The 16781-nt window shown below is 37.9% G+C and carries 19 protein-coding genes and 1 other annotated feature; of the genes, 2 read left to right on the top strand and 17 right to left on the bottom strand.

What is annotated here, in order from left to right; all coding sequences use genetic code 11:
- Window positions 1–127: 127 nt before the first annotated feature.
- From BTR42_RS07280 to BTR42_RS07345, 14 genes are all read right to left on the bottom strand, one after another.
- The gene (locus BTR42_RS07280) at window positions 128–1216 is read right to left on the bottom strand and encodes a carbamoyl phosphate synthase small subunit (protein ID WP_012962106.1); all 1089 of its coding nucleotides are present in this window, start codon (window positions 1214–1216) and stop codon (window positions 128–130) included.
- A 78-nt stretch (window positions 1217–1294) separates the two neighbouring features.
- Complete coding sequence (locus BTR42_RS07285) at window positions 1295–2221, bottom strand: aspartate carbamoyltransferase catalytic subunit (RefSeq protein WP_009854437.1); 927 nt, start codon at window positions 2219–2221, stop codon at window positions 1295–1297.
- 4 nt (window positions 2222–2225) lie between these two features.
- Window positions 2226–3488 carry a uracil-xanthine permease family protein gene (locus BTR42_RS07290; protein ID WP_009854438.1) on the bottom strand — a complete coding sequence of 421 codons (1263 nt, stop codon included), beginning with the start codon at window positions 3486–3488 and terminating at the stop codon, window positions 2226–2228.
- Window positions 3489–3519: 31 nt separating this feature from the next.
- Window positions 3520–4041, bottom strand: coding sequence for a bifunctional pyr operon transcriptional regulator/uracil phosphoribosyltransferase PyrR (gene pyrR / locus BTR42_RS07295; RefSeq protein ID WP_009854439.1), 522 nt, complete (start codon window positions 4039–4041; stop codon window positions 3520–3522).
- A gap of 254 nt (window positions 4042–4295) precedes the next feature.
- Entirely contained in the window at window positions 4296–5192 is an 897-nt protein-coding gene (locus tag BTR42_RS07300; protein ID WP_077496999.1) for an RluA family pseudouridine synthase, read from the bottom strand.
- On the bottom strand, window positions 5176–5649 hold the full coding sequence (gene lspA / locus BTR42_RS07305) for a signal peptidase II (protein ID WP_003065359.1): 474 nt from the start codon (window positions 5647–5649) through the stop codon (window positions 5176–5178). Before lspA ends, BTR42_RS07300 begins: the two co-directional genes overlap by 17 nt.
- Window positions 5646–6563 carry a LysR family transcriptional regulator gene (locus BTR42_RS07310; protein ID WP_077497001.1) on the bottom strand — a complete coding sequence of 306 codons (918 nt, stop codon included), beginning with the start codon at window positions 6561–6563 and terminating at the stop codon, window positions 5646–5648. Before BTR42_RS07310 ends, lspA begins: the two co-directional genes overlap by 4 nt.
- A 221-nt stretch (window positions 6564–6784) precedes the next feature.
- The gene (gene rpmA, locus BTR42_RS07315; protein WP_003065365.1) at window positions 6785–7078 is read right to left on the bottom strand and encodes a 50S ribosomal protein L27; all 294 of its coding nucleotides are present in this window, start codon (window positions 7076–7078) and stop codon (window positions 6785–6787) included.
- A 21-nt stretch (window positions 7079–7099) separates the two neighbouring features.
- Entirely contained in the window at window positions 7100–7435 is a 336-nt protein-coding gene (locus BTR42_RS07320; protein WP_009854442.1) for a ribosomal-processing cysteine protease Prp, read from the bottom strand.
- A gap of 12 nt (window positions 7436–7447) precedes the next feature.
- On the bottom strand, window positions 7448–7762 hold the full coding sequence (gene rplU, locus BTR42_RS07325; protein WP_003065371.1) for a 50S ribosomal protein L21: 315 nt from the start codon (window positions 7760–7762) through the stop codon (window positions 7448–7450).
- Between the two features lie 33 nt (window positions 7763–7795).
- Window positions 7796–7871, bottom strand: a sequence feature (ribosomal protein L21 leader region).
- Between the two features lie 84 nt (window positions 7872–7955).
- Window positions 7956–8501 (bottom strand): GNAT family N-acetyltransferase, encoded by a 546-nt coding sequence (locus BTR42_RS07330; protein WP_077497003.1) that lies wholly within the window; start codon window positions 8499–8501, stop codon window positions 7956–7958.
- A complete protein-coding gene (locus tag BTR42_RS07335; protein WP_077497005.1) occupies window positions 8492–9706 on the bottom strand; it encodes a CapA family protein in 1215 nt (404 codons plus the stop codon). Before BTR42_RS07335 ends, BTR42_RS07330 begins: the two co-directional genes overlap by 10 nt.
- A gap of 105 nt (window positions 9707–9811) precedes the next feature.
- Window positions 9812–11026 carry a tRNA uracil 4-sulfurtransferase ThiI gene (thiI, locus tag BTR42_RS07340; RefSeq protein WP_077497006.1) on the bottom strand — a complete coding sequence of 405 codons (1215 nt, stop codon included), beginning with the start codon at window positions 11024–11026 and terminating at the stop codon, window positions 9812–9814.
- Window positions 11027–11063: 37 nt separating this feature from the next.
- Window positions 11064–12209: a cysteine desulfurase family protein gene (locus tag BTR42_RS07345; protein WP_077497008.1), complete on the bottom strand. Its 1146-nt coding sequence runs from the start codon at window positions 12207–12209 to the stop codon at window positions 11064–11066.
- A 196-nt stretch (window positions 12210–12405) separates the two neighbouring features.
- On the opposite strand from BTR42_RS07345, the gene BTR42_RS07350 reads away from it, so the two are divergent.
- Window positions 12406–12864: a DUF6556 family protein gene (locus BTR42_RS07350; RefSeq protein WP_012962117.1), complete on the top strand. Its 459-nt coding sequence runs from the start codon at window positions 12406–12408 to the stop codon at window positions 12862–12864.
- A 138-nt stretch (window positions 12865–13002) separates the two neighbouring features.
- The gene (locus BTR42_RS07355) at window positions 13003–14247 is read left to right on the top strand and encodes a bifunctional folylpolyglutamate synthase/dihydrofolate synthase (RefSeq protein ID WP_077497010.1); all 1245 of its coding nucleotides are present in this window, start codon (window positions 13003–13005) and stop codon (window positions 14245–14247) included.
- A 36-nt stretch (window positions 14248–14283) separates the two neighbouring features.
- Here the strand turns inward: BTR42_RS07355 and BTR42_RS07360 are convergent, their stop codons facing one another.
- From BTR42_RS07360 to BTR42_RS07370, 3 genes are all read right to left on the bottom strand, one after another.
- Complete coding sequence (locus BTR42_RS07360) at window positions 14284–15201, bottom strand: L-lactate dehydrogenase (protein ID WP_077497012.1); 918 nt, start codon at window positions 15199–15201, stop codon at window positions 14284–14286.
- A gap of 97 nt (window positions 15202–15298) precedes the next feature.
- Window positions 15299–15637 (bottom strand): YlbF/YmcA family competence regulator, encoded by a 339-nt coding sequence (locus BTR42_RS07365; protein WP_039695136.1) that lies wholly within the window; start codon window positions 15635–15637, stop codon window positions 15299–15301.
- Between the two features lie 11 nt (window positions 15638–15648).
- Complete coding sequence (locus tag BTR42_RS07370; RefSeq protein WP_077497014.1) at window positions 15649–16755, bottom strand: prephenate dehydrogenase; 1107 nt, start codon at window positions 16753–16755, stop codon at window positions 15649–15651.
- Window positions 16756–16781: the final 26 nt, after the last annotated feature.

The following is a 16781-nucleotide window of genomic DNA, read 5'->3' on the forward strand; positions in this document are numbered from 1 at the left end:
AACATCTATTTCTAAAGATTATCTTTTGGCGCAGCTTGTATGGCTTGTTCAAATCAGCTCATTAGCCAATCTGAACGATGTATCTTCTCCTTTCTATATTATCTAACTCACGGATTAGATTTAAATATTAGTTACGAGCTTTTTCAGCTTGAAAAGCGTCAATCAATTCAAGGAAGTCATCAAAAAGATAACTTGCATCATGTGGACCTGGCGCAGCATCTGGGTGGAATTGCACTGAAAAGGCTGGGAAGTCACGGTGACGAACACCTTCAACAGATTTATCATTGATTTCTTCATGCGTCACCATCAGACAATCAGGAAGAGTATCACGGTCAACGGCATAACCATGGTTCTGACTTGTAAAATCAATACGTCCCGTTGCAATTTCACGAACAGCGTGGTTAAATCCACGGTGACCAAATTTCATTTTGTAAGTTGTCGCACCATTAGCCAAGCTGAACAATTGATGTCCCATACAGATACCGAAGATTGGAATTTTGCCTTGAACACCACGAATCATGTCAAGAGCTTCTGGAACATCTTCTGGGTTACCTGGACCATTTGATAACATGACGCCGTCAGGATTCAAGTGAAGAATTTCTTCAGCCGTAATATTATAAGGAACAACGGTCACATTGCAATCACGTTTTGAAAATTCACGTAGGATAGAATGTTTCAATCCAAAATCAACCAAGACGATATTTTTACCAACACCTGGTGCTGGGTAAGCCGTTTTTGTTGAAACTTGTTCGATGTTATTTGTTGGTAAAACTGTTGCTTGTAATTGCACTTGCAAATGTTCGATAGAATCACCACCACTAGCAAGTGTAGCTTTCATTGTCCCGTGTTTACGGATAATTTTTGTCAAAGCACGTGTATCAATTCCTGAAATTCCTGGAATATTTTTTGCTTTCAAAAACTCGTCCAAAGTCATTTGATTACGCCAATTGTTTGCGCGACGTGCATTTTCAGAAACGACGACACCTTTACAAGTTGGTGTGATTGATTCATAGTCATCTCGATTAATACCGTAATTACCAACCAACGGGTAAGTAAAAGTCAAGATTTGACCATTATAAGATTGGTCTGTGATAGATTCTTGATAACCTGTCATACCAGTGTTAAAAACAATCTCACCTGTTACATCAAGGTCAGCTCCAAAAGCTTTTCCTTCAAAAATTGTTCCATCTTCTAAAATTAAAAGTCTTTTTGCCATTTTTATTCCTCTCGTTTGCTCTCACGGGAGCACTTTAACGTTTATTAGCAGACACTTCAAACTAAAGTAAGTTATTCATTAAGCTTTGCCGTTCAGCACAGCTTCTAGAATTGCCATTCGTACAAAAACACCATTTTGCATTTGTGTTGCAATTCGTGATTTAGGCGCTTCTACCAATTGATCTGCAATTTCCACATCACGATTGACTGGTGCAGGGTGCATGATAATCGCAGAAGTTTTCATTTTTTCATAACGTTCGGCAGTTAAACCGTATGTCTTATGATAGGTTTCCTTTGAAAAACCACGCTCGCTATCATGGCGTTCATGTTGAACACGAAGCATCATCATGACATCCACCTTATCAACAATATCATCGATTGCAACGTATTTTCCATAAACATCAAATTCACTTGAATACCATTGTTCTGGACCAGCAAAATATAATTCTGCTCCGAGACGTTTTAGAATTTGCATGTTTGATTTTGCCACACGTGAATGGGTAATATCACCAACGATAGCTACTTTTAGATTTTCAAAGCCACCAAACTCTTCATAAATCGTCATTAAATCCAACAGACATTGGCTTGGATGTTGACCTGAACCGTCACCACCATTCACAATTGCTGTTTGAATTGTTCGACTATCAATTAATTCTTTGTAGTAATCTTCCATTGAATGGCGAATCACACAAATGTCAATTCCCAAAGAACTCATCGTCAAAATAGTATCATACAAAGTCTCACCTTTGTTCACTGAACTTGTTTTAGCGTCAAATTCAATGACATCCAATCCAAGTTTCCTTTCAGCAACTTCAAAAGACTTATGCGTACGCGTTGACGGTTCAAAGAAAAGATTTGCCGCAAAATACTGCCTATCTAAACTAAAGTCTGCTTTATTTGTTTTAAACGCCATACCACGTCTAATCAAGCCAAGCACTTCTTCGTTTGATAATGTTTCCATAGTCACTAAATGTTTTAGTGAAACAACGCCATCTGTAACTGCCATTTTCTTAATCCTTTTCTGGAAGAATTTGATACAAAATGATACCTAAAAGTGTTGAGAATGCGACACCTGTAATTTGTAAACCAGCAACTTGCAATGTTAAGCCACCAATACCAGATACCAAGATAACACTTGCAATCAAAAGATTTTTCTTATTATCAAAATCAATTTTATTTTCAACTAAGATTTTAAGACCACTTGAGGCGATAACACCAAAGAGGGCAATTGAAATCCCACCGATAACTGGTGTAGGGATTGAAGAAAGCAAAGCTGAAATTTTTCCGATAAAGCTCATCACTACTGCAATCACAGCTGCCCCAGCAATAACATAAACTGAGTAAATCTTATTAAGTGCCATAACACCAATGTTTTCACCGTAAGATGTTACTGGTGGAGCACCAAAGAAACCAGCGATAATTTGTGCAATACCGTCACCTGTAAGGGTACGGTCAAGCCCTGGGTCTTTAAAGAAGTCACGTCCTGTCAAACTATTAAGCACCATAACGTGACCAAAATGTTCAGTCATAGTAACAAAAGCAATTGGTGCCATTGTCAAAATCGCGCTTGGATAAAGTTTGAAGTGATAATCCACGAAAAGAATATCAAAACTTGGAACTTGGAACCAAGCTGATTTAGCAACATCTGATAAGTCAACAATTGTTTGACCTGTTACTGCGCCAACAATCAAAGCGAAAATATAACCAACAATCAAACCAAGAAGGATTGGGATAACACCAATAATTTTCTTGCCATACATATTAAATAGAATAACAGCAAGGAGCGTTACCATACCAATCAACAGGTATGTGAAATTATATTCGCCATTTTTCAACATGACATCATCAACAGCTGTTGTTGCAAGACTAAGTCCAATAACAATAATAATTGGACCAACCACGATTGGTGGAAGAACTTTATCAATCCAAGCATTTCCAGCAAATTTGACAATCAAGGCAACGATTAAGTAAACTAGACCACCTGCGATTGCCCCTTGTGCTACTGCCGCAATACCATCGGTTTTCATTAGCATTTGCATGGTTGCAATGTAAGCAAAACTTGACCCCATGTAAGCTGGGATTTTATATTTGGTTACTGTCAAATGTGCCAATGTTCCCAAACCACTTGAGAAAAGGGCGATTGCTGGGTCAATACCAACTAGAATTGGAACCAAAACCGTTGAGCCAAACATGGCAAATAAATGTTGGAATGATAGTCCAAACAACATCCCTGGTTTAGGCATATCATGCACATCATATTTTACGTTTTCCACTTTTTATCTTCCTCCTCAATTCTATAACTGCTTAGCTTGGATCAACAATGCTGACGCGATCTTTTCCATCTACTTCAATCACTTCAACAATAATTTCTTCCACAGCACTTGTTGGAATGTTTTTACCAACATAATCAGCACGAATTGGGAGTTCACGGTGACCACGGTCAACAAGTACAGCAAGGCTAACACGCGCTGGACGTCCAAGACTTACCAAGTTATCAATTGCTGCACGGATTGTACGTCCTGTATAAAGAACATCATCAACCAAAATCACGTCTTTTCCAGTAATATCAACTGGCATATCAGTTGTATCTTCTTCGACTTTCATATCATCACGGAAAGGTTTGGTATCGAGTTCGCCAATTGGAATATCAATTCCTTCCAATTGTTTCAAGCGATCTTGAATGCGGCGAGCGATAAAAACACCGCGTGTCTTAATTCCTGCGAGAACAATATTATCAAGATTTTTATTACGCTCGATAATCTCATAAGTGATACGTGTAATCGCACGTTTCATTGTTACGTCATCAACAATTTCTTTTGTTTTCATAAAACAAACCTCTCTAATATACAAAAAATCTCCTCGTTACCAAGGAGATTCCACAAAATATAGGTACAACTATGCCAGTTGCACACTTCTTTTACCGTTCTCTCCTTGCCTGCCTCACGGGACAGTATTAAAGGATAATATTTACTCTCTATATGATACCAAAACTATGATTATTTGACAAGAGATTTACGATTATCTTTTACCAACTTTATAGCAAAAAAGCAGAATCTGGTCATCCAAACTCTGCTTTATCATTAAGCTTTGCCATTTCTTAGATTTTCCAATGTCTCTTTAAAAATAGCTGGCGCTTCTGCCGTGAAAGTCAATGTTTCACCTGTTGTTGGATGAGTAAAACCAAGTGTTTGTGCATGTAAAAACTGACCATCGCCTTTTAATGTCTTACGTGGTCCATAAAGCGGATCACCAGCAACAGGATGACCAATATACGCCATATGCACACGAATTTGGTGCGTACGCCCTGTTTCCAAAGTCAACTCAACCAACGTATAATTCCCAAAACGTTCCAAAACCTTAAAGTGAGTTACAGCGGGTTTGCCTTTTGCTGTCACAGCTTGTTTTTTACGGTCTTTTTCTGAACGTCCAATTGGCGCTTCAATGACACCACGGTCATTTGGAATATTACCATGAACAATTGCAACGTATTTACGAAGTGATTTTTTATCTTTCAATTCTGCTGCAAGTGCGTTGTGAGCTTTATCATTTTTAGCAATCATCAACAAACCTGAAGTGTCTTTATCAATACGATGCACAATTCCTGGTCGAATCACACCGTTAATCGAAGATAAATCTTTAATGTGGTACATCAAGGCATTCACTAATGTTCCAGACGTATGACCAACTGACGGATGAACCACCATTCCTTGTGGTTTATTGACCACAGCAACGTCATCATCTTCGTAAATAATATCAAGTGGAATATTTTCAGCTGTATATTCTAGCACTTCTTCTTTTGGCACTTCGTAAGTGACAACATCACCAACTTTGACAGCATATTTCGCTTTAACAGCTTTGCCATTGACCAAAACTGTTCCTTTTTTGATTTCATCGTTAGCTTGGCTACGTGACAATTCTGTCAAATCTGCTAGCGCCTTGTCTAAACGAACACCAGCTTCCTTAATGATTAACTCCATTCTCCTCCTCTTTCCAAAGGGCAATAAATAGTATCACAACCCCAACTGTTAAATAAGAATCCGCCATGTTAAACACCGCAAAATTCATAAAATCTAAATGAATCATATCAACAACATAACCAAGGCGCACACGGTCAATAAAATTTCCTAAACCGCCTGAGATAATGAGGATTAAACCAAGTAAAAACCAAAACTGACCATTGATATTTTTAACAAAATAATAGCAAGCAGCCCCAACGACCGCAAACGTAATAACCGCAAATAGCCATTGTTGATTTTGTAAAATCGAAAAAGCAGCGCCATAATTACGCAAGTAAGTTAAGCTAAAAATACCTGGCAAACACTCTTGAATGGTGTCCAAAGTGATGTGATTAACAATCCATAGCTTACTTAACTGGTCTAAAACAATCAAAACCACAGCAGCAAGCGGAAAATAAACTTTTCTTAATGTCTTCATTTAGTCACCTTTGGGCTGAATTTAGCAAAATAATCCTTCATAACAGCGATAAATTTAAGCGCACAAGCTGATAAATTCTTATCACGGCGTTTGATGTAAACCATTTTATTATCCAAATCATCTTCAAGTGGAATGACAGTAATTCCGTTTACGCTACGACTATCTAAGAAACCAGAGCCTGTTGCATAGGCATCCGTTCTTTCCAAAATACCATTCAAAGTAGCACGGTCAGTAACATTGAAGATACGAGAACTATCCGTTGTATCCACAAAATTTTCAGAATAGTAAAGGTACTCATCTTTTTCTTGGGTAAATCGCACAGTCGGAAATCCTAACAAATCAGCCATAACCAAGCTATCTTTTTTCGCTAAAGGATGCTCTTTAGCAAGATAAATATGGGTTTGAAATGGAATTAACTCAACAAATTCTAAGCCAAGCTTTTCCATACGCTGCAAAAGCCCTTTACGATTTTGATTATTTAAATAGATAATCCCTATCTCACTATCGCCTTGAGCAATTTCATCTAAAATTTGAATCGTCGTTGATTCAAAAATACGAAAATCTTTATGTTCTGGGTGAGCTTGTGAAAAAGCAGTAATTAACGGTGGCAAAAAATCATAGTGCTGACTGGCAATTGAAAATTCATCTGAATCCGCTGCTGCTTGTGAAAATTGTCTTTCAAAGGAATCAAAACTTTTCACAACCTCAAGAGCTTTCTCATAAAAAGTCATCCCATGGCTTGTCAAAACCGCTCCAGTTGTTGTTCGAGTAAAGATTTGAAAGCCAAGTTCGCCTTCCAAATCTCTAATTGCTACTGATAAACTGGGTTGGCTTACAAAAAGTTTAGAAGCCGCCTCACGAAATGTACCACTATTGGCAATCGCCACGACATAACGCAATTGTTGTATGTTCATTTAAATCATTCTTTCTAAAAATCAATCAACTTTATTATAACAAAAAAACTAGGCTGTTGCCTGTTTTCCTAATTCTTTTTGCAAAATGGTTAACAAACTTGTAATAGCCTTTTAGGCTAGTTTCAAAATTTGACAACGCAAGGCTCTCTTCCAAGGTGGTCAGGCAAATAAAAAAGCCCTGCCAAGATTGACAAAGCTTTCAATAATATCTATTTACGCTATTATTTTGCGATAGGGTAAACAGAAACTTGTTTTTTATCGCGACCTTTACGTTCGAAACGTACAACACCTTCAACTTTAGCGAAGAGTGTATCGTCACCACCGCGACCTACGTTTACACCTGGGTAAATGTGAGTACCGCGTTGACGGTAAAGGATTGATCCACCTGAAACAGTTTGTCCGTCAGCTGCTTTAGCACCTAGACGTTTAGCTTGTGAATCACGACCATTTGATGTAGAACCTCCACCTTTTTTGTGGGCGAAAAGTTGCAAGTTAGCAAGATTCATTTTTAACATATGTTGTGTCCTCTTTTCAAATTAGTTTGCAATGACTTGAACTGACACAAACTCTTGAGAGTTTTCTGCCAAATTTGTCATTCCTAAAAGAAAGCTTTCAAATAAAAGTTGAACTTTCTCATCTGTCTTTTTAGTTACATGAGAGATATCAATCTTCATATAACCACCATCAATCTCATTGATAGCTAAATCAGCGTTGCAATCTGCCAAAGCTTCTAACGAATTAACCAAGTTAATTGATAAAGTTGAGACAGCTGCACATACGATATCAAAGCCATACTCACCACTACCAGCGTGACCAGTCAGTTCAACACTTTCTAAGTTATCCTTGTGGCGAATAAAAGTTGCTTGAATCATAATAATGCCAAATTAAGCGTTGATAGCGTTGATAACAACTTTTGTGTAAGGTTGACGGTGACCTTGTTTACGGTGGCTACCTTTTTTAGGTTTGTATTTGAAAGTAACAACTTTCTTTTGTTTACCTTGTTTTTCAACAGTACCAACAACAGTAGCTCCTTCAACAACTGGTGTACCAACAACAGTTTTGTCACCACCAACAAGAACAACTTCGTTAAATGTTACTTCTGAACCAGCTTCAACATCAAGTTTTTCAACATAGATAGCTTGACCTACTTCAACTTTAACTTGTTTTCCACCAGTTTTGATGATTGCATATGTGCTCATCGTGCACCTCCTATAAATTTTTTTGCGGATTTTCCGCTTGTGAAGACTCGCCTAAATCGTGAACTTCGAAAGTTACTTATGAACGATTTTCGTGCGGTTGCACAGGATGTGCATTTAGTCAACGTTCATATTTTAACATGATAAAGTGATTAAATCAAGGAATATGCTATATTTTTTTAGCAATATTACGTTTTCATTCTGCTTTTTTCTCAAATGAGATAGCAATTAAGCCTAGCACCGCTTTTTTCGTTAATTTTTCCACTACTTGAATGTTAAGCGAGGCATCTGTTGCCATGACTTGATACACTTCTGTTCCTTCATGATAATAATAATCCGTGATGTTAAATCCATTTCTTTCATAAAAAACAACTCGTTTAACACGTTGCTGATAATTTTCAGCAGTTTTATCTAATGGTTCCATGGCAAGAATAATCGAACGTTTTCCTGCTAAATTTCTAATGTCTTGTAAAATGGCAGAGCCATAGCCACGTGAACGAATATTTGGATTAACCGCAAGAAAGAAAAGATAGATAACTTCTTCATTCTCCAACAAATACACTAAACCAACAAAGTCATCCTTATCATAGTAGGCATAAAAATTCGCTAAACGCCGATAAGCATTCAAAACTAATGGAAAATAGGGTAACCGTTCTACTGCTGGAAAGGCAGTTAGGTATAATTTTTTAACATCTTCATAACTCTTTGAAAATAGGTTAACTTTTTGACGACTTAATCCCATTGTAAATTCACCAATTCATTCATTTCTTGGTAGGCAGTATCCACTTTTTCTTGCATAGTTGAATCAAGAATATCACGATACTTTCCACCTTCAATAAAATCTTCCAAAACAAGCGTTCGATAATCGGAAAGCACAAAGCCTTCTGATCCCGTCACACCCTTGCTCCAAACCCAAACCATTGTCGGATGAGCGGCAACGGTCTTGATTGTTGTTTTATTATTTTTCTTTTCAAAAGTGATGTCCATTAAGAGACCACGTTCTGTCCAGATATTATCAACCGTTTCTAAACGCTGGTTAGAGATAAAATTTCCCATTGAATAGATGATAAATTTCTTATCACCGTCTTTTTCAAGCGTTTCAGACGGCTCAGCAACGTGAGGGTGTCCACCAAACACAACATCTGCTCCCCAGTCAATCATTTTATGATAAAGCGTTACTTGTTCGTCTGTTGGTTCAAGAGCGTATTCTGTTCCCATTTGTGGCATGACAATTGTGACATCAGCTTTCTTTTCAGCTTCTTGAATTTCTGATTTCATTTTATCTTCATCTAAATCTGACATATGTTTTTCATAATCTTCATCTGCCACATTTGCTTCCATGCCATTATAGCCATAAGAATAACCCAAAATCGCAATTTTGATGCCGTTGACATTTTTAATGAGAATGTCTTCCGTATCACGATTTTCTTTGTAAACACCGATAGTTGACAAGCCAAGATTTTCAAAGGTTTCAACCGTATTGATAACACCTAAAAGCCCAGAATCCAAAATGTGATTATGCGCTAAATCAACAACATCATACCCCGTGTCTTTCATAGCGTCAGCGATTTCACTTGGTGCATTAAAAAGCGGATAACCACCCAAAGGGTAATCAGGGCTAATCGTTCCTTCGTAATCACCGATAGCCAAGTCAGCACTTGAAATCCAGCTCTTGACATATTCAAAAAATGGCGTGAAATCATAGCTTCCGTCAGCTTGTTCAGCACTTCCATAAAGCCCGTTGTGAATAAGAATATCACCATTTGCCATGACACGCGCTGTTTTCGTCGTATTGCTTTTATTTTGTGCTTGTTTTTCTGTCGTTTGTGTCGTATTAGCGATCGATTTTTCAAAAGCTAGACTATACACACCCGAACCAAGCAAGGAAATCACCAAAAAACTCAAACAAGCAAGCGTTGTTTTTTTATAAATAATCCTATCAAACATCACTTAATCTTACCTCCAGACACTATTATAGCATTTTCTAGCAAAGGAGCCAGAATTTACCTAAAAAGGCAAACTAAAAAGCCACCAACGGTAGCTTTTTGTCTCCTATAATAAATCATCAATCAAGTCATCAACCTCATCGTGGTCTGCTTGTGGAGTGATTGTTGTTACTTTAATACCTGCAACCGCACGTTCAACAAGCCCTTCAACGTCCATACGTTTTTCGTATTGTTCAACATTTTTGATTTTAGGATTTGTTTTTGGACGGTCAGGTGCAAAAATGGTACAGCAGTCCTCAAATGGTTGAATTGAAATGTCGAAAGTATCGATTTTTTGAGCAATATCAATGATTTCTAATTTATCCATTGTGACAACTGGACGAATAATTGGGGTTGCGGTTACCGCATTAATAGCACGCATGCTTTCAAGTGTTTGACTGGCAACTTGTCCAAGACTTTCACCATTAATAATCACCAAACCATTACGTTCTTCACGCATACGGTCAGTAATACGCATCATGAAACGACGTGTCAAAGTCATCAAGTAAGCTTCAGGTGCTTTTTCTTTAATTTCTTCTTGAATTTCTGTAAATGGCACTTCGATAAAATCAATATTACCACCAAATTTAGTCAATTTACGTGTCAAATCTTGGGCTTTTTTAAGAGCACCTGGGCTTGTGTAAGGTGGGCTAGCAAAGTGAACTGCCTCAATATCAACCCCACGTTTAAGAGCAAGGTAACCTGCAACTGGTGAATCAATTCCGCCAGAAAGCATCAACATTCCTCGTCCTGCTGTTCCGACAGGGAGACCACCAGCACCTTTGATATTTTCATAGGAAAGGTAAGCTGCTTCTTCACGGATTTCAACTTTTAAATTAACATCTGGACCTTTCATTTGAGCTTGGATATCTGGTAAAACCTCAAACACGGCAGAACCAAGGTATTGGTTCAATTCGCGACTATCCATTTCAAAGTTATGGTCGCTACGTTTACTTGTAATTTTAAAAGTTAGTCCTTCGTGATAAACATCTTTCATCACATCTTGAACTGCTTTCTTAATGGTTTCAAGATTTTTCTCAACTTTGTATGATGGCGAGAAGCCTTGAATCCCAAAAATTTGTTTCAATGATTCAGCAACTGGTACGTAATCTGTGCCATTTAAATAAATGTGAGCACGGTCACGGTCAGCAACAACACGCACATCTGGATAAATTGAAAGAACGTGTTTCATGTTACGTTTCAATTTATTGATGAAACGCATACGGTTCTTTCCTTTGGTTGATAGTTCGCCGTAACGAACCATAATTTCTGAATACTGCATAGTTTATTAAAGAGAAAACTCTCTTTATCCTTTCTTATTATCTTACTTTTTTGGTTTTTTCGTAAACTTGTTTGAAAATCGTTAGAAATTGCTCAACTTGTCCCATGTCATTATCATCATCAAGACTGATTCGGACAGCTGATTGTGCTAATTTCGTTGGAACACCCATAGCAATCAATGTTCCAGCAGGTTTTCCAGCTTTTGATGAACAAGCTGATGTGGTTGAAATGTAGATTTCATGTTCTTCAAAAGCATGAACCACAACCTCACCACGAACCCCTTTAATTCCAAAGGTTAAGATATTTGGGGCAAATGTGTCATCTTTACCTGAGAAAATGACAATATCTTTGTGCTTAGCTAGCTCATCATAGATAACTTCTTTCATCTTGGCAATTTTCGGAAGAGCATAAGCTTCTTTGTCAGTCACCAAGCGAAGTGCTTTAGCCGTAGCCGCAATTCCTGCCACATTTTCAGTTGTAGAACGAAGGTCGCCTTCTTGACCACCACCAGCTAGTAATGGGTTTAATTTTTTACCTTCTTTTTTATAAATGAAACCAACCCCACGAACGCTGTGGAATTTATGCCCTGAAAAGCTTGCAAAATCAACACGGTCAGTTAAATAATCCGCTGCTGGAATTTTTCCGATAGCTTGAACAGCATCCACATGGAATGAAATGCCTGGCTTATCAGCTAATAATTCAGAGATTTCTTTAATTGATTGGATAGAGCCAATCTCATTATTCACTGCCATGATTGATACCAAAGTTGTATCTGGTCGCAAAAGCGCAGCTAATGCTTTGACATCAACAAAACCTTGGTCATTAACAGGTGCATATGAAACGTCAAAATCGTGTTCGCTTAGCCATTTTGCCGACTCTTTAACCGCTGGGTGTTCAATATCTGAAACGATGATGTGTTTGCCATAACGTTCTTTTTCAAAGGCAACACCTTTAAGTACCCAGTTATCACTTTCTGTACCACCAGACGTAAAAATAATTTCAGTGCTCTTAACCCCTAATAAATCCGCGATTTGCTTGCGACTAGCTTCTAAAATACGACTAGCCTTTGTTCCTAAATTATGCAAACTTGAGGGATTTCCAAATATCTTGCTAGCAACTTCCTGATAAGTGCGCAACACTTCAGGATAGGGAATTGTTGTAGCTGAATTATCAAAATATATCATTTTTTCTTCCTTCACAAAAATCAATACTACCATTATAGCACAGACTTTTATGAGTGTGAAAGTTTTAATTTTAAGTTTTTTTAAGGTTAACTTTAAGAATTTGGCGTACAATAATTTTTGAAGCAAAAAAATTCTAACGCTGGACATTTAAAAAGAATATTTTATAATAGAGTCATATGCGAAAAAGGAGTTAATCATGTCTCAAAAATACTCAAGACGTCAAAAATCATCATCAAAAAACGATAAGTCAGCTGCCCCAACAAAACACATTAAGACAGGCTTTTCTGCCCTTCAAAAAACAGTTGCTCTTATTGGTTCTATTCTTAGTATCATTGTGGCAAGTATTACCATTAGCAATGCCTTAAAGGGGTCAAACTCAAAGACAACAGACAAATCAACAACGACAACAACTGTTGTCATCAAAGAAAGCGACAGCGATAGTAAAACAGACACTTCCGCTTCGACAACTTATTCAAGTTCTGCTTCTGCTAATAATAACTACAACAGTGGTTCTAATAACAATACTTACAGTTCAAGTTCAGATACCACTTATAGTTCAAGCTCTGCTACAAGCCAAAGTTCAACAACACCGTCAAGTTCAGATACAACTTCTGACGATACCACTACAAGTAGCAACACCGAAACAACTGAGTAATCATTACTAGTGGCAATATCGTTTTCAACGAGCATTTGCTGCTCATATTGATTTTTAGTCTGTCTCAATCACACTCAAAAGAGGTAAGTACACTAAGTTCTCACCTCTTTTTTACGAATTTAATCAAAAAGAAAAGTTATGAATTATATTGAAACATTAAACTGGATTCATTCTCATAAAGCCAACGGACGTCGTCCGAGCCTTGAGCGTATGCAGTATTTACTCGCATTACTCGACAATCCGCAAGATAAATTTCCTGCGATTCACGTCGTCGGAACCAATGGCAAAGGTTCAACAACAAGCTTTTTACAACATATTTTAACTGCTTCTGGTTACAAGACTGGGACTTTCACATCGCCATTTATCACTCGTTTTAATGAGCGCATTGCTATTGATAGCATTGAAATCCCTGACCAAGATTTGGTCAAAACAGTTCAAGCTATTAAGCCGATTGTCGATAGCGCAGAATTTCAAGACAAGGTCGGCAAAGTGACCGAATTTGAATTAGTCACTGCTCTCATGTTTTATTATTTTGCAGTCATTAATCCCGTCGATATTGCGGTCATCGAAGCTGGGATTGGTGGCACTTACGATTCAACCAATGTTTTCACAGCCAAAGCCGTCATTTGCCCCTCAATCAGCATCGACCACCAAGAAACACTCGGCAATTCCCTAGCTGAGATTGCCCAGCACAAAGCAGGTGTCTTAAAAACAAACGTTCCCTTTATTTTTGGAAAAATGGCAGAGCCCGTTCGCCGCGTTTTTTATCAGAAAACCGAAGAGACAATGTCCAGCATTTATGAGTTAGGGAAAGATTTCTCGTTTATAGAAAATGGCAGAGCTTTTGATATGATTTATCATCAAACCATTATTCCAGATATTCAGCTCAAAATGCTTGGTAAACACCAAAAAACTAACGCTTCTTTGGCAGCTATGACTGCATTGATTCTTCAAAAACAATTGCCAGCTATTACACCAATTACAATCAAATCTGGTCTAGAAGAGACTGTTTGGGCAGGACGTTGTGAACTCATCAAGCCCAATCTAATGCTAGATGGTGCTCATAACGAAGATTCTATCGCCAAATTAGTTGACTTACTAAAGAATGACTTTGCTCAACAGAAAATTCACATTTTATTTGCAGGGCTAAATCGCAAGCCTTTAACACAAATGCTGGAAGAATTGTCCGCCTATGACTTAACCGTCACAACATTTGATTTCTACCAAGCGCAGGCATTGTCAGACTACCCAGAACAATACCCAAAAGTTGCTGATTACAAAGACTGGCTCTCAAGGGTAGATGACAATCCAGAAGACTTATTTGTGGTGACAGGGTCACTTTATTTCATTTCTGAAGTTCGAAATCACTTGCTAAATCACTAATCCCACCTGATTTTCCAGATGGGATTTCTTTTTTCTTTAATTTAGACTTTCTGCAAATTTACGTTTAATAAAGTTGGCAGAATTTTCAAGTTTTGCTTCTTCTTCTGCTGGTAATGTCAATTTTATTTGCTCGATAATTCCTTCACGTCCAACAATGGCAGGATAGCTAAGGTAAGTATCAAGCGGTTCATAATAATTTGACACTGGTAATTCTTCGTGGCTATCTGACACAACAGCTAAAGCTAAACGGATTGCCGCACTTGCAATGCCATAGCTAGTGTATTTTTTACCGTAGAAAACAGTATGCCCACCAATCATCGCTTCATGAGCAATTTCGTCCAAAGTCTTAGCATCTGTAAATATTGAAATCGGTTGCCCCTTCACACGCACTTGGCTCCATGCTGTAAATTGAGAATTCCCATGCTCACCTAAATTATAGCCATAAACACTACGAGCATCTACACCGAAACGTTCTGAAACTGCACGTTTCATACGTGCTGTATCAAGCAACGTTCCCGTACCAATGACGCGTTCCTTAGGAAGCCCTGAATAATGTTGATAAAGGCTAGTCACAACATCAACAGGATTAGAAATCGCGATAATAATACCTTTAAAACCAACTTCTTTTAATTTTTTAGCAACAAGTGGTACTTGCTTTGCTGTAAAAGGCAATTCTGCAAAACGGTCCGCATCTGGATTGTCCTGCAAAGCAATATTCCCCAAAGCTGAAATCACAACATCTGCATCTGCCAACGCTTGATAATCATTGACAACGATATTAGCATGCTGATTGAGATTAGCTGCCGCATCTGTAAAATCAACAGCATCCGCCGTAACTTTCTTTTCGTTAATATCTATCAAAACATAATCATCAAATGCACCTTGAGCAATCAAACCATGAGCAACTGTTGACCCAACATGCCCCATTCCAATAATTCCGACCTTACGTGACATACAACATTCCCCCTTATAAAGTTATCACTCATTATAGACCTTTGATTCAGAAAATACGAAAACAACCTAACAAAGAATGTCAGGTTGTAAAATATCATTATTTCAAAAGGTCTTGCAAAGGTCCAAAGACAATTTTTTCAATGTCAGATACATAAACTGACAAAGCTTGTTGCGCATCGAGGTAAGCTTTCAGAACTGGATTAGCTTCAATTTTAGCTCCTAATTCTTGCATTTTAGCTTGTTCGTCACCAGTAGGCATTTGTCCAGATTGCAATTTAGCATAAAGCCCTTGTTGAAAATCTGTAAATTCTTTGAAAAGTTCTTTAGCTGCCGCATCTGCTTCAATCGCTGCACGACTTTCTTCAGCTTTTTTATACTCCGGAAGGGCACGGATGCCACGTTCTAATTCATTTGCTAAATCATAAATATTTGCCATAGTAAGTCTCCTTAATTAACATAAACTTTATAATCAGTATTTTCACTGATAACTTTCTTAGCGTGTTCCAAATCTTTGATATTCTTAAAGGAAATTTGTAAAATACCGTTAATATCCTCACGGTTTTCTTCGTTAATATGAACGTTAACCAAAGATGTTCCACGAAGTAATTCCAAGATTTCCAAGATAACATCTTCTTCATCAGGAACGTCAACAAAAATATCAAAGCCACTTTCGACACCACCACGTTTGTGAATGTTCATTTCCTTGCGGGTTTCTTTGGCATGGTTAAAATAATTCCAAATAGCATCGGCGTCATTTTGCGAAATAAGCTCCGCAACGCCATCAAGTCTGTTTTTAAAATCATCAATACGCTCTAAAACCGCAGCCTTATTGGTTAGTAAAATACTAGTCCACATACCTGGTTCGCTTTCCGCAATACGTGTCATATCACGAAAACCTCCAGCCGCAAAGTGGTTAGTCATCTCATGTTCCGAAGCATAATCCCCAGCTTGTTCCATTAAACTAGCTGCCAAAATATGTGGAAAATGCGAAATTTGACTTGTAACACGGTCGTGCTCAGCAGCATCAATTTCAATGTAGCGCGCATGAAGCCCTGACAAAATAACTTTCATGTCAGCAATTGTGCTGGCATCTGTCAGCCTTGACGGCGTGAAAATATAATAAGCATTTTCAAATAAATTGACTTCAGCAGCAATAGCACCAGATTTATGAGAACCTGCCATAGGATGAGAGCCAACAAAACGAACGTTTTTTCCAGCAAGGTATTTCTCACCAGCTTCGACAATTTCACGTTTTGTAGAACCTGCATCTGTAATAATGACATTGTCTTTCAAATCCATATCAGCTAAAGCCTTAATAAATTCGATCGTTTGCTTAATTGGCACAGCTAATATAATGACATCGGCTAAGGGCGCAAATTCCTTAAAATCAGCAGTCGCTTCATCCACAATTCCGCGTTCAAGGGCAACGTTGCGTGATTTATCAGAGCGATTATAACCAAGGATTTTATAATCAGGGTGGTCACGTCTGATTCCCAAAGCAAGGGAACCACCAATCAAACCTAAACCTGCAATATAAATCACTTTATTTTCCATAGTTACTCCATTTCTGGTTTGCAAAT

Source organism: Streptococcus gallolyticus subsp. gallolyticus DSM 16831, assembly GCF_002000985.1.
Lineage (GTDB): Bacteria > Bacillota > Bacilli > Lactobacillales > Streptococcaceae > Streptococcus > Streptococcus gallolyticus.

Coding starts and splice junctions, on each gene's coding strand:
- BTR42_RS07360 (WP_077497012.1), bottom strand. CDS start 15,201: ATGTCACGTAAGGTCGGAATTATTGGAATGGGGCATGTTGGGTCAACA.
- BTR42_RS07365 (WP_039695136.1), bottom strand. CDS start 15,637: ATGGCAAATATTTATGATTTAGCAAATGAATTAGAACGTGGCATCCGT.
- BTR42_RS07330 (WP_077497003.1), bottom strand. CDS start 8,501: ATGGGATTAAGTCGTCAAAAAGTTAACCTATTTTCAAAGAGTTATGAA.
- BTR42_RS07345 (WP_077497008.1), bottom strand. CDS start 12,209: ATGATATATTTTGATAATTCAGCTACAACAATTCCCTATCCTGAAGTG.
- BTR42_RS07370 (WP_077497014.1), bottom strand. CDS start 16,755: ATGGAAAATAAAGTGATTTATATTGCAGGTTTAGGTTTGATTGGTGGT.
- rpmA (WP_003065365.1), bottom strand. CDS start 7,078: ATGTTAAAAATGAATCTTGCTAACTTGCAACTTTTCGCCCACAAAAAA.
- thiI (WP_077497006.1), bottom strand. CDS start 11,026: ATGCAGTATTCAGAAATTATGGTTCGTTACGGCGAACTATCAACCAAA.
- BTR42_RS07300 (WP_077496999.1), bottom strand. CDS start 5,192: ATGGAGTTAATCATTAAGGAAGCTGGTGTTCGTTTAGACAAGGCGCTA.
- BTR42_RS07335 (WP_077497005.1), bottom strand. CDS start 9,706: ATGTTTGATAGGATTATTTATAAAAAAACAACGCTTGCTTGTTTGAGT.
- rplU (WP_003065371.1), bottom strand. CDS start 7,762: ATGAGCACATATGCAATCATCAAAACTGGTGGAAAACAAGTTAAAGTT.
- BTR42_RS07280 (WP_012962106.1), bottom strand. CDS start 1,216: ATGGCAAAAAGACTTTTAATTTTAGAAGATGGAACAATTTTTGAAGGA.
- pyrR (WP_009854439.1), bottom strand. CDS start 4,041: ATGAAAACAAAAGAAATTGTTGATGACGTAACAATGAAACGTGCGATT.
- BTR42_RS07285 (WP_009854437.1), bottom strand. CDS start 2,221: ATGGCAGTTACAGATGGCGTTGTTTCACTAAAACATTTAGTGACTATG.
- BTR42_RS07355 (WP_077497010.1), top strand. CDS start 13,003: ATGAATTATATTGAAACATTAAACTGGATTCATTCTCATAAAGCCAAC.
- BTR42_RS07320 (WP_009854442.1), bottom strand. CDS start 7,435: ATGATTCAAGCAACTTTTATTCGCCACAAGGATAACTTAGAAAGTGTT.
- BTR42_RS07310 (WP_077497001.1), bottom strand. CDS start 6,563: ATGAACATACAACAATTGCGTTATGTCGTGGCGATTGCCAATAGTGGT.
- BTR42_RS07350 (WP_012962117.1), top strand. CDS start 12,406: ATGTCTCAAAAATACTCAAGACGTCAAAAATCATCATCAAAAAACGAT.
- lspA (WP_003065359.1), bottom strand. CDS start 5,649: ATGAAGACATTAAGAAAAGTTTATTTTCCGCTTGCTGCTGTGGTTTTG.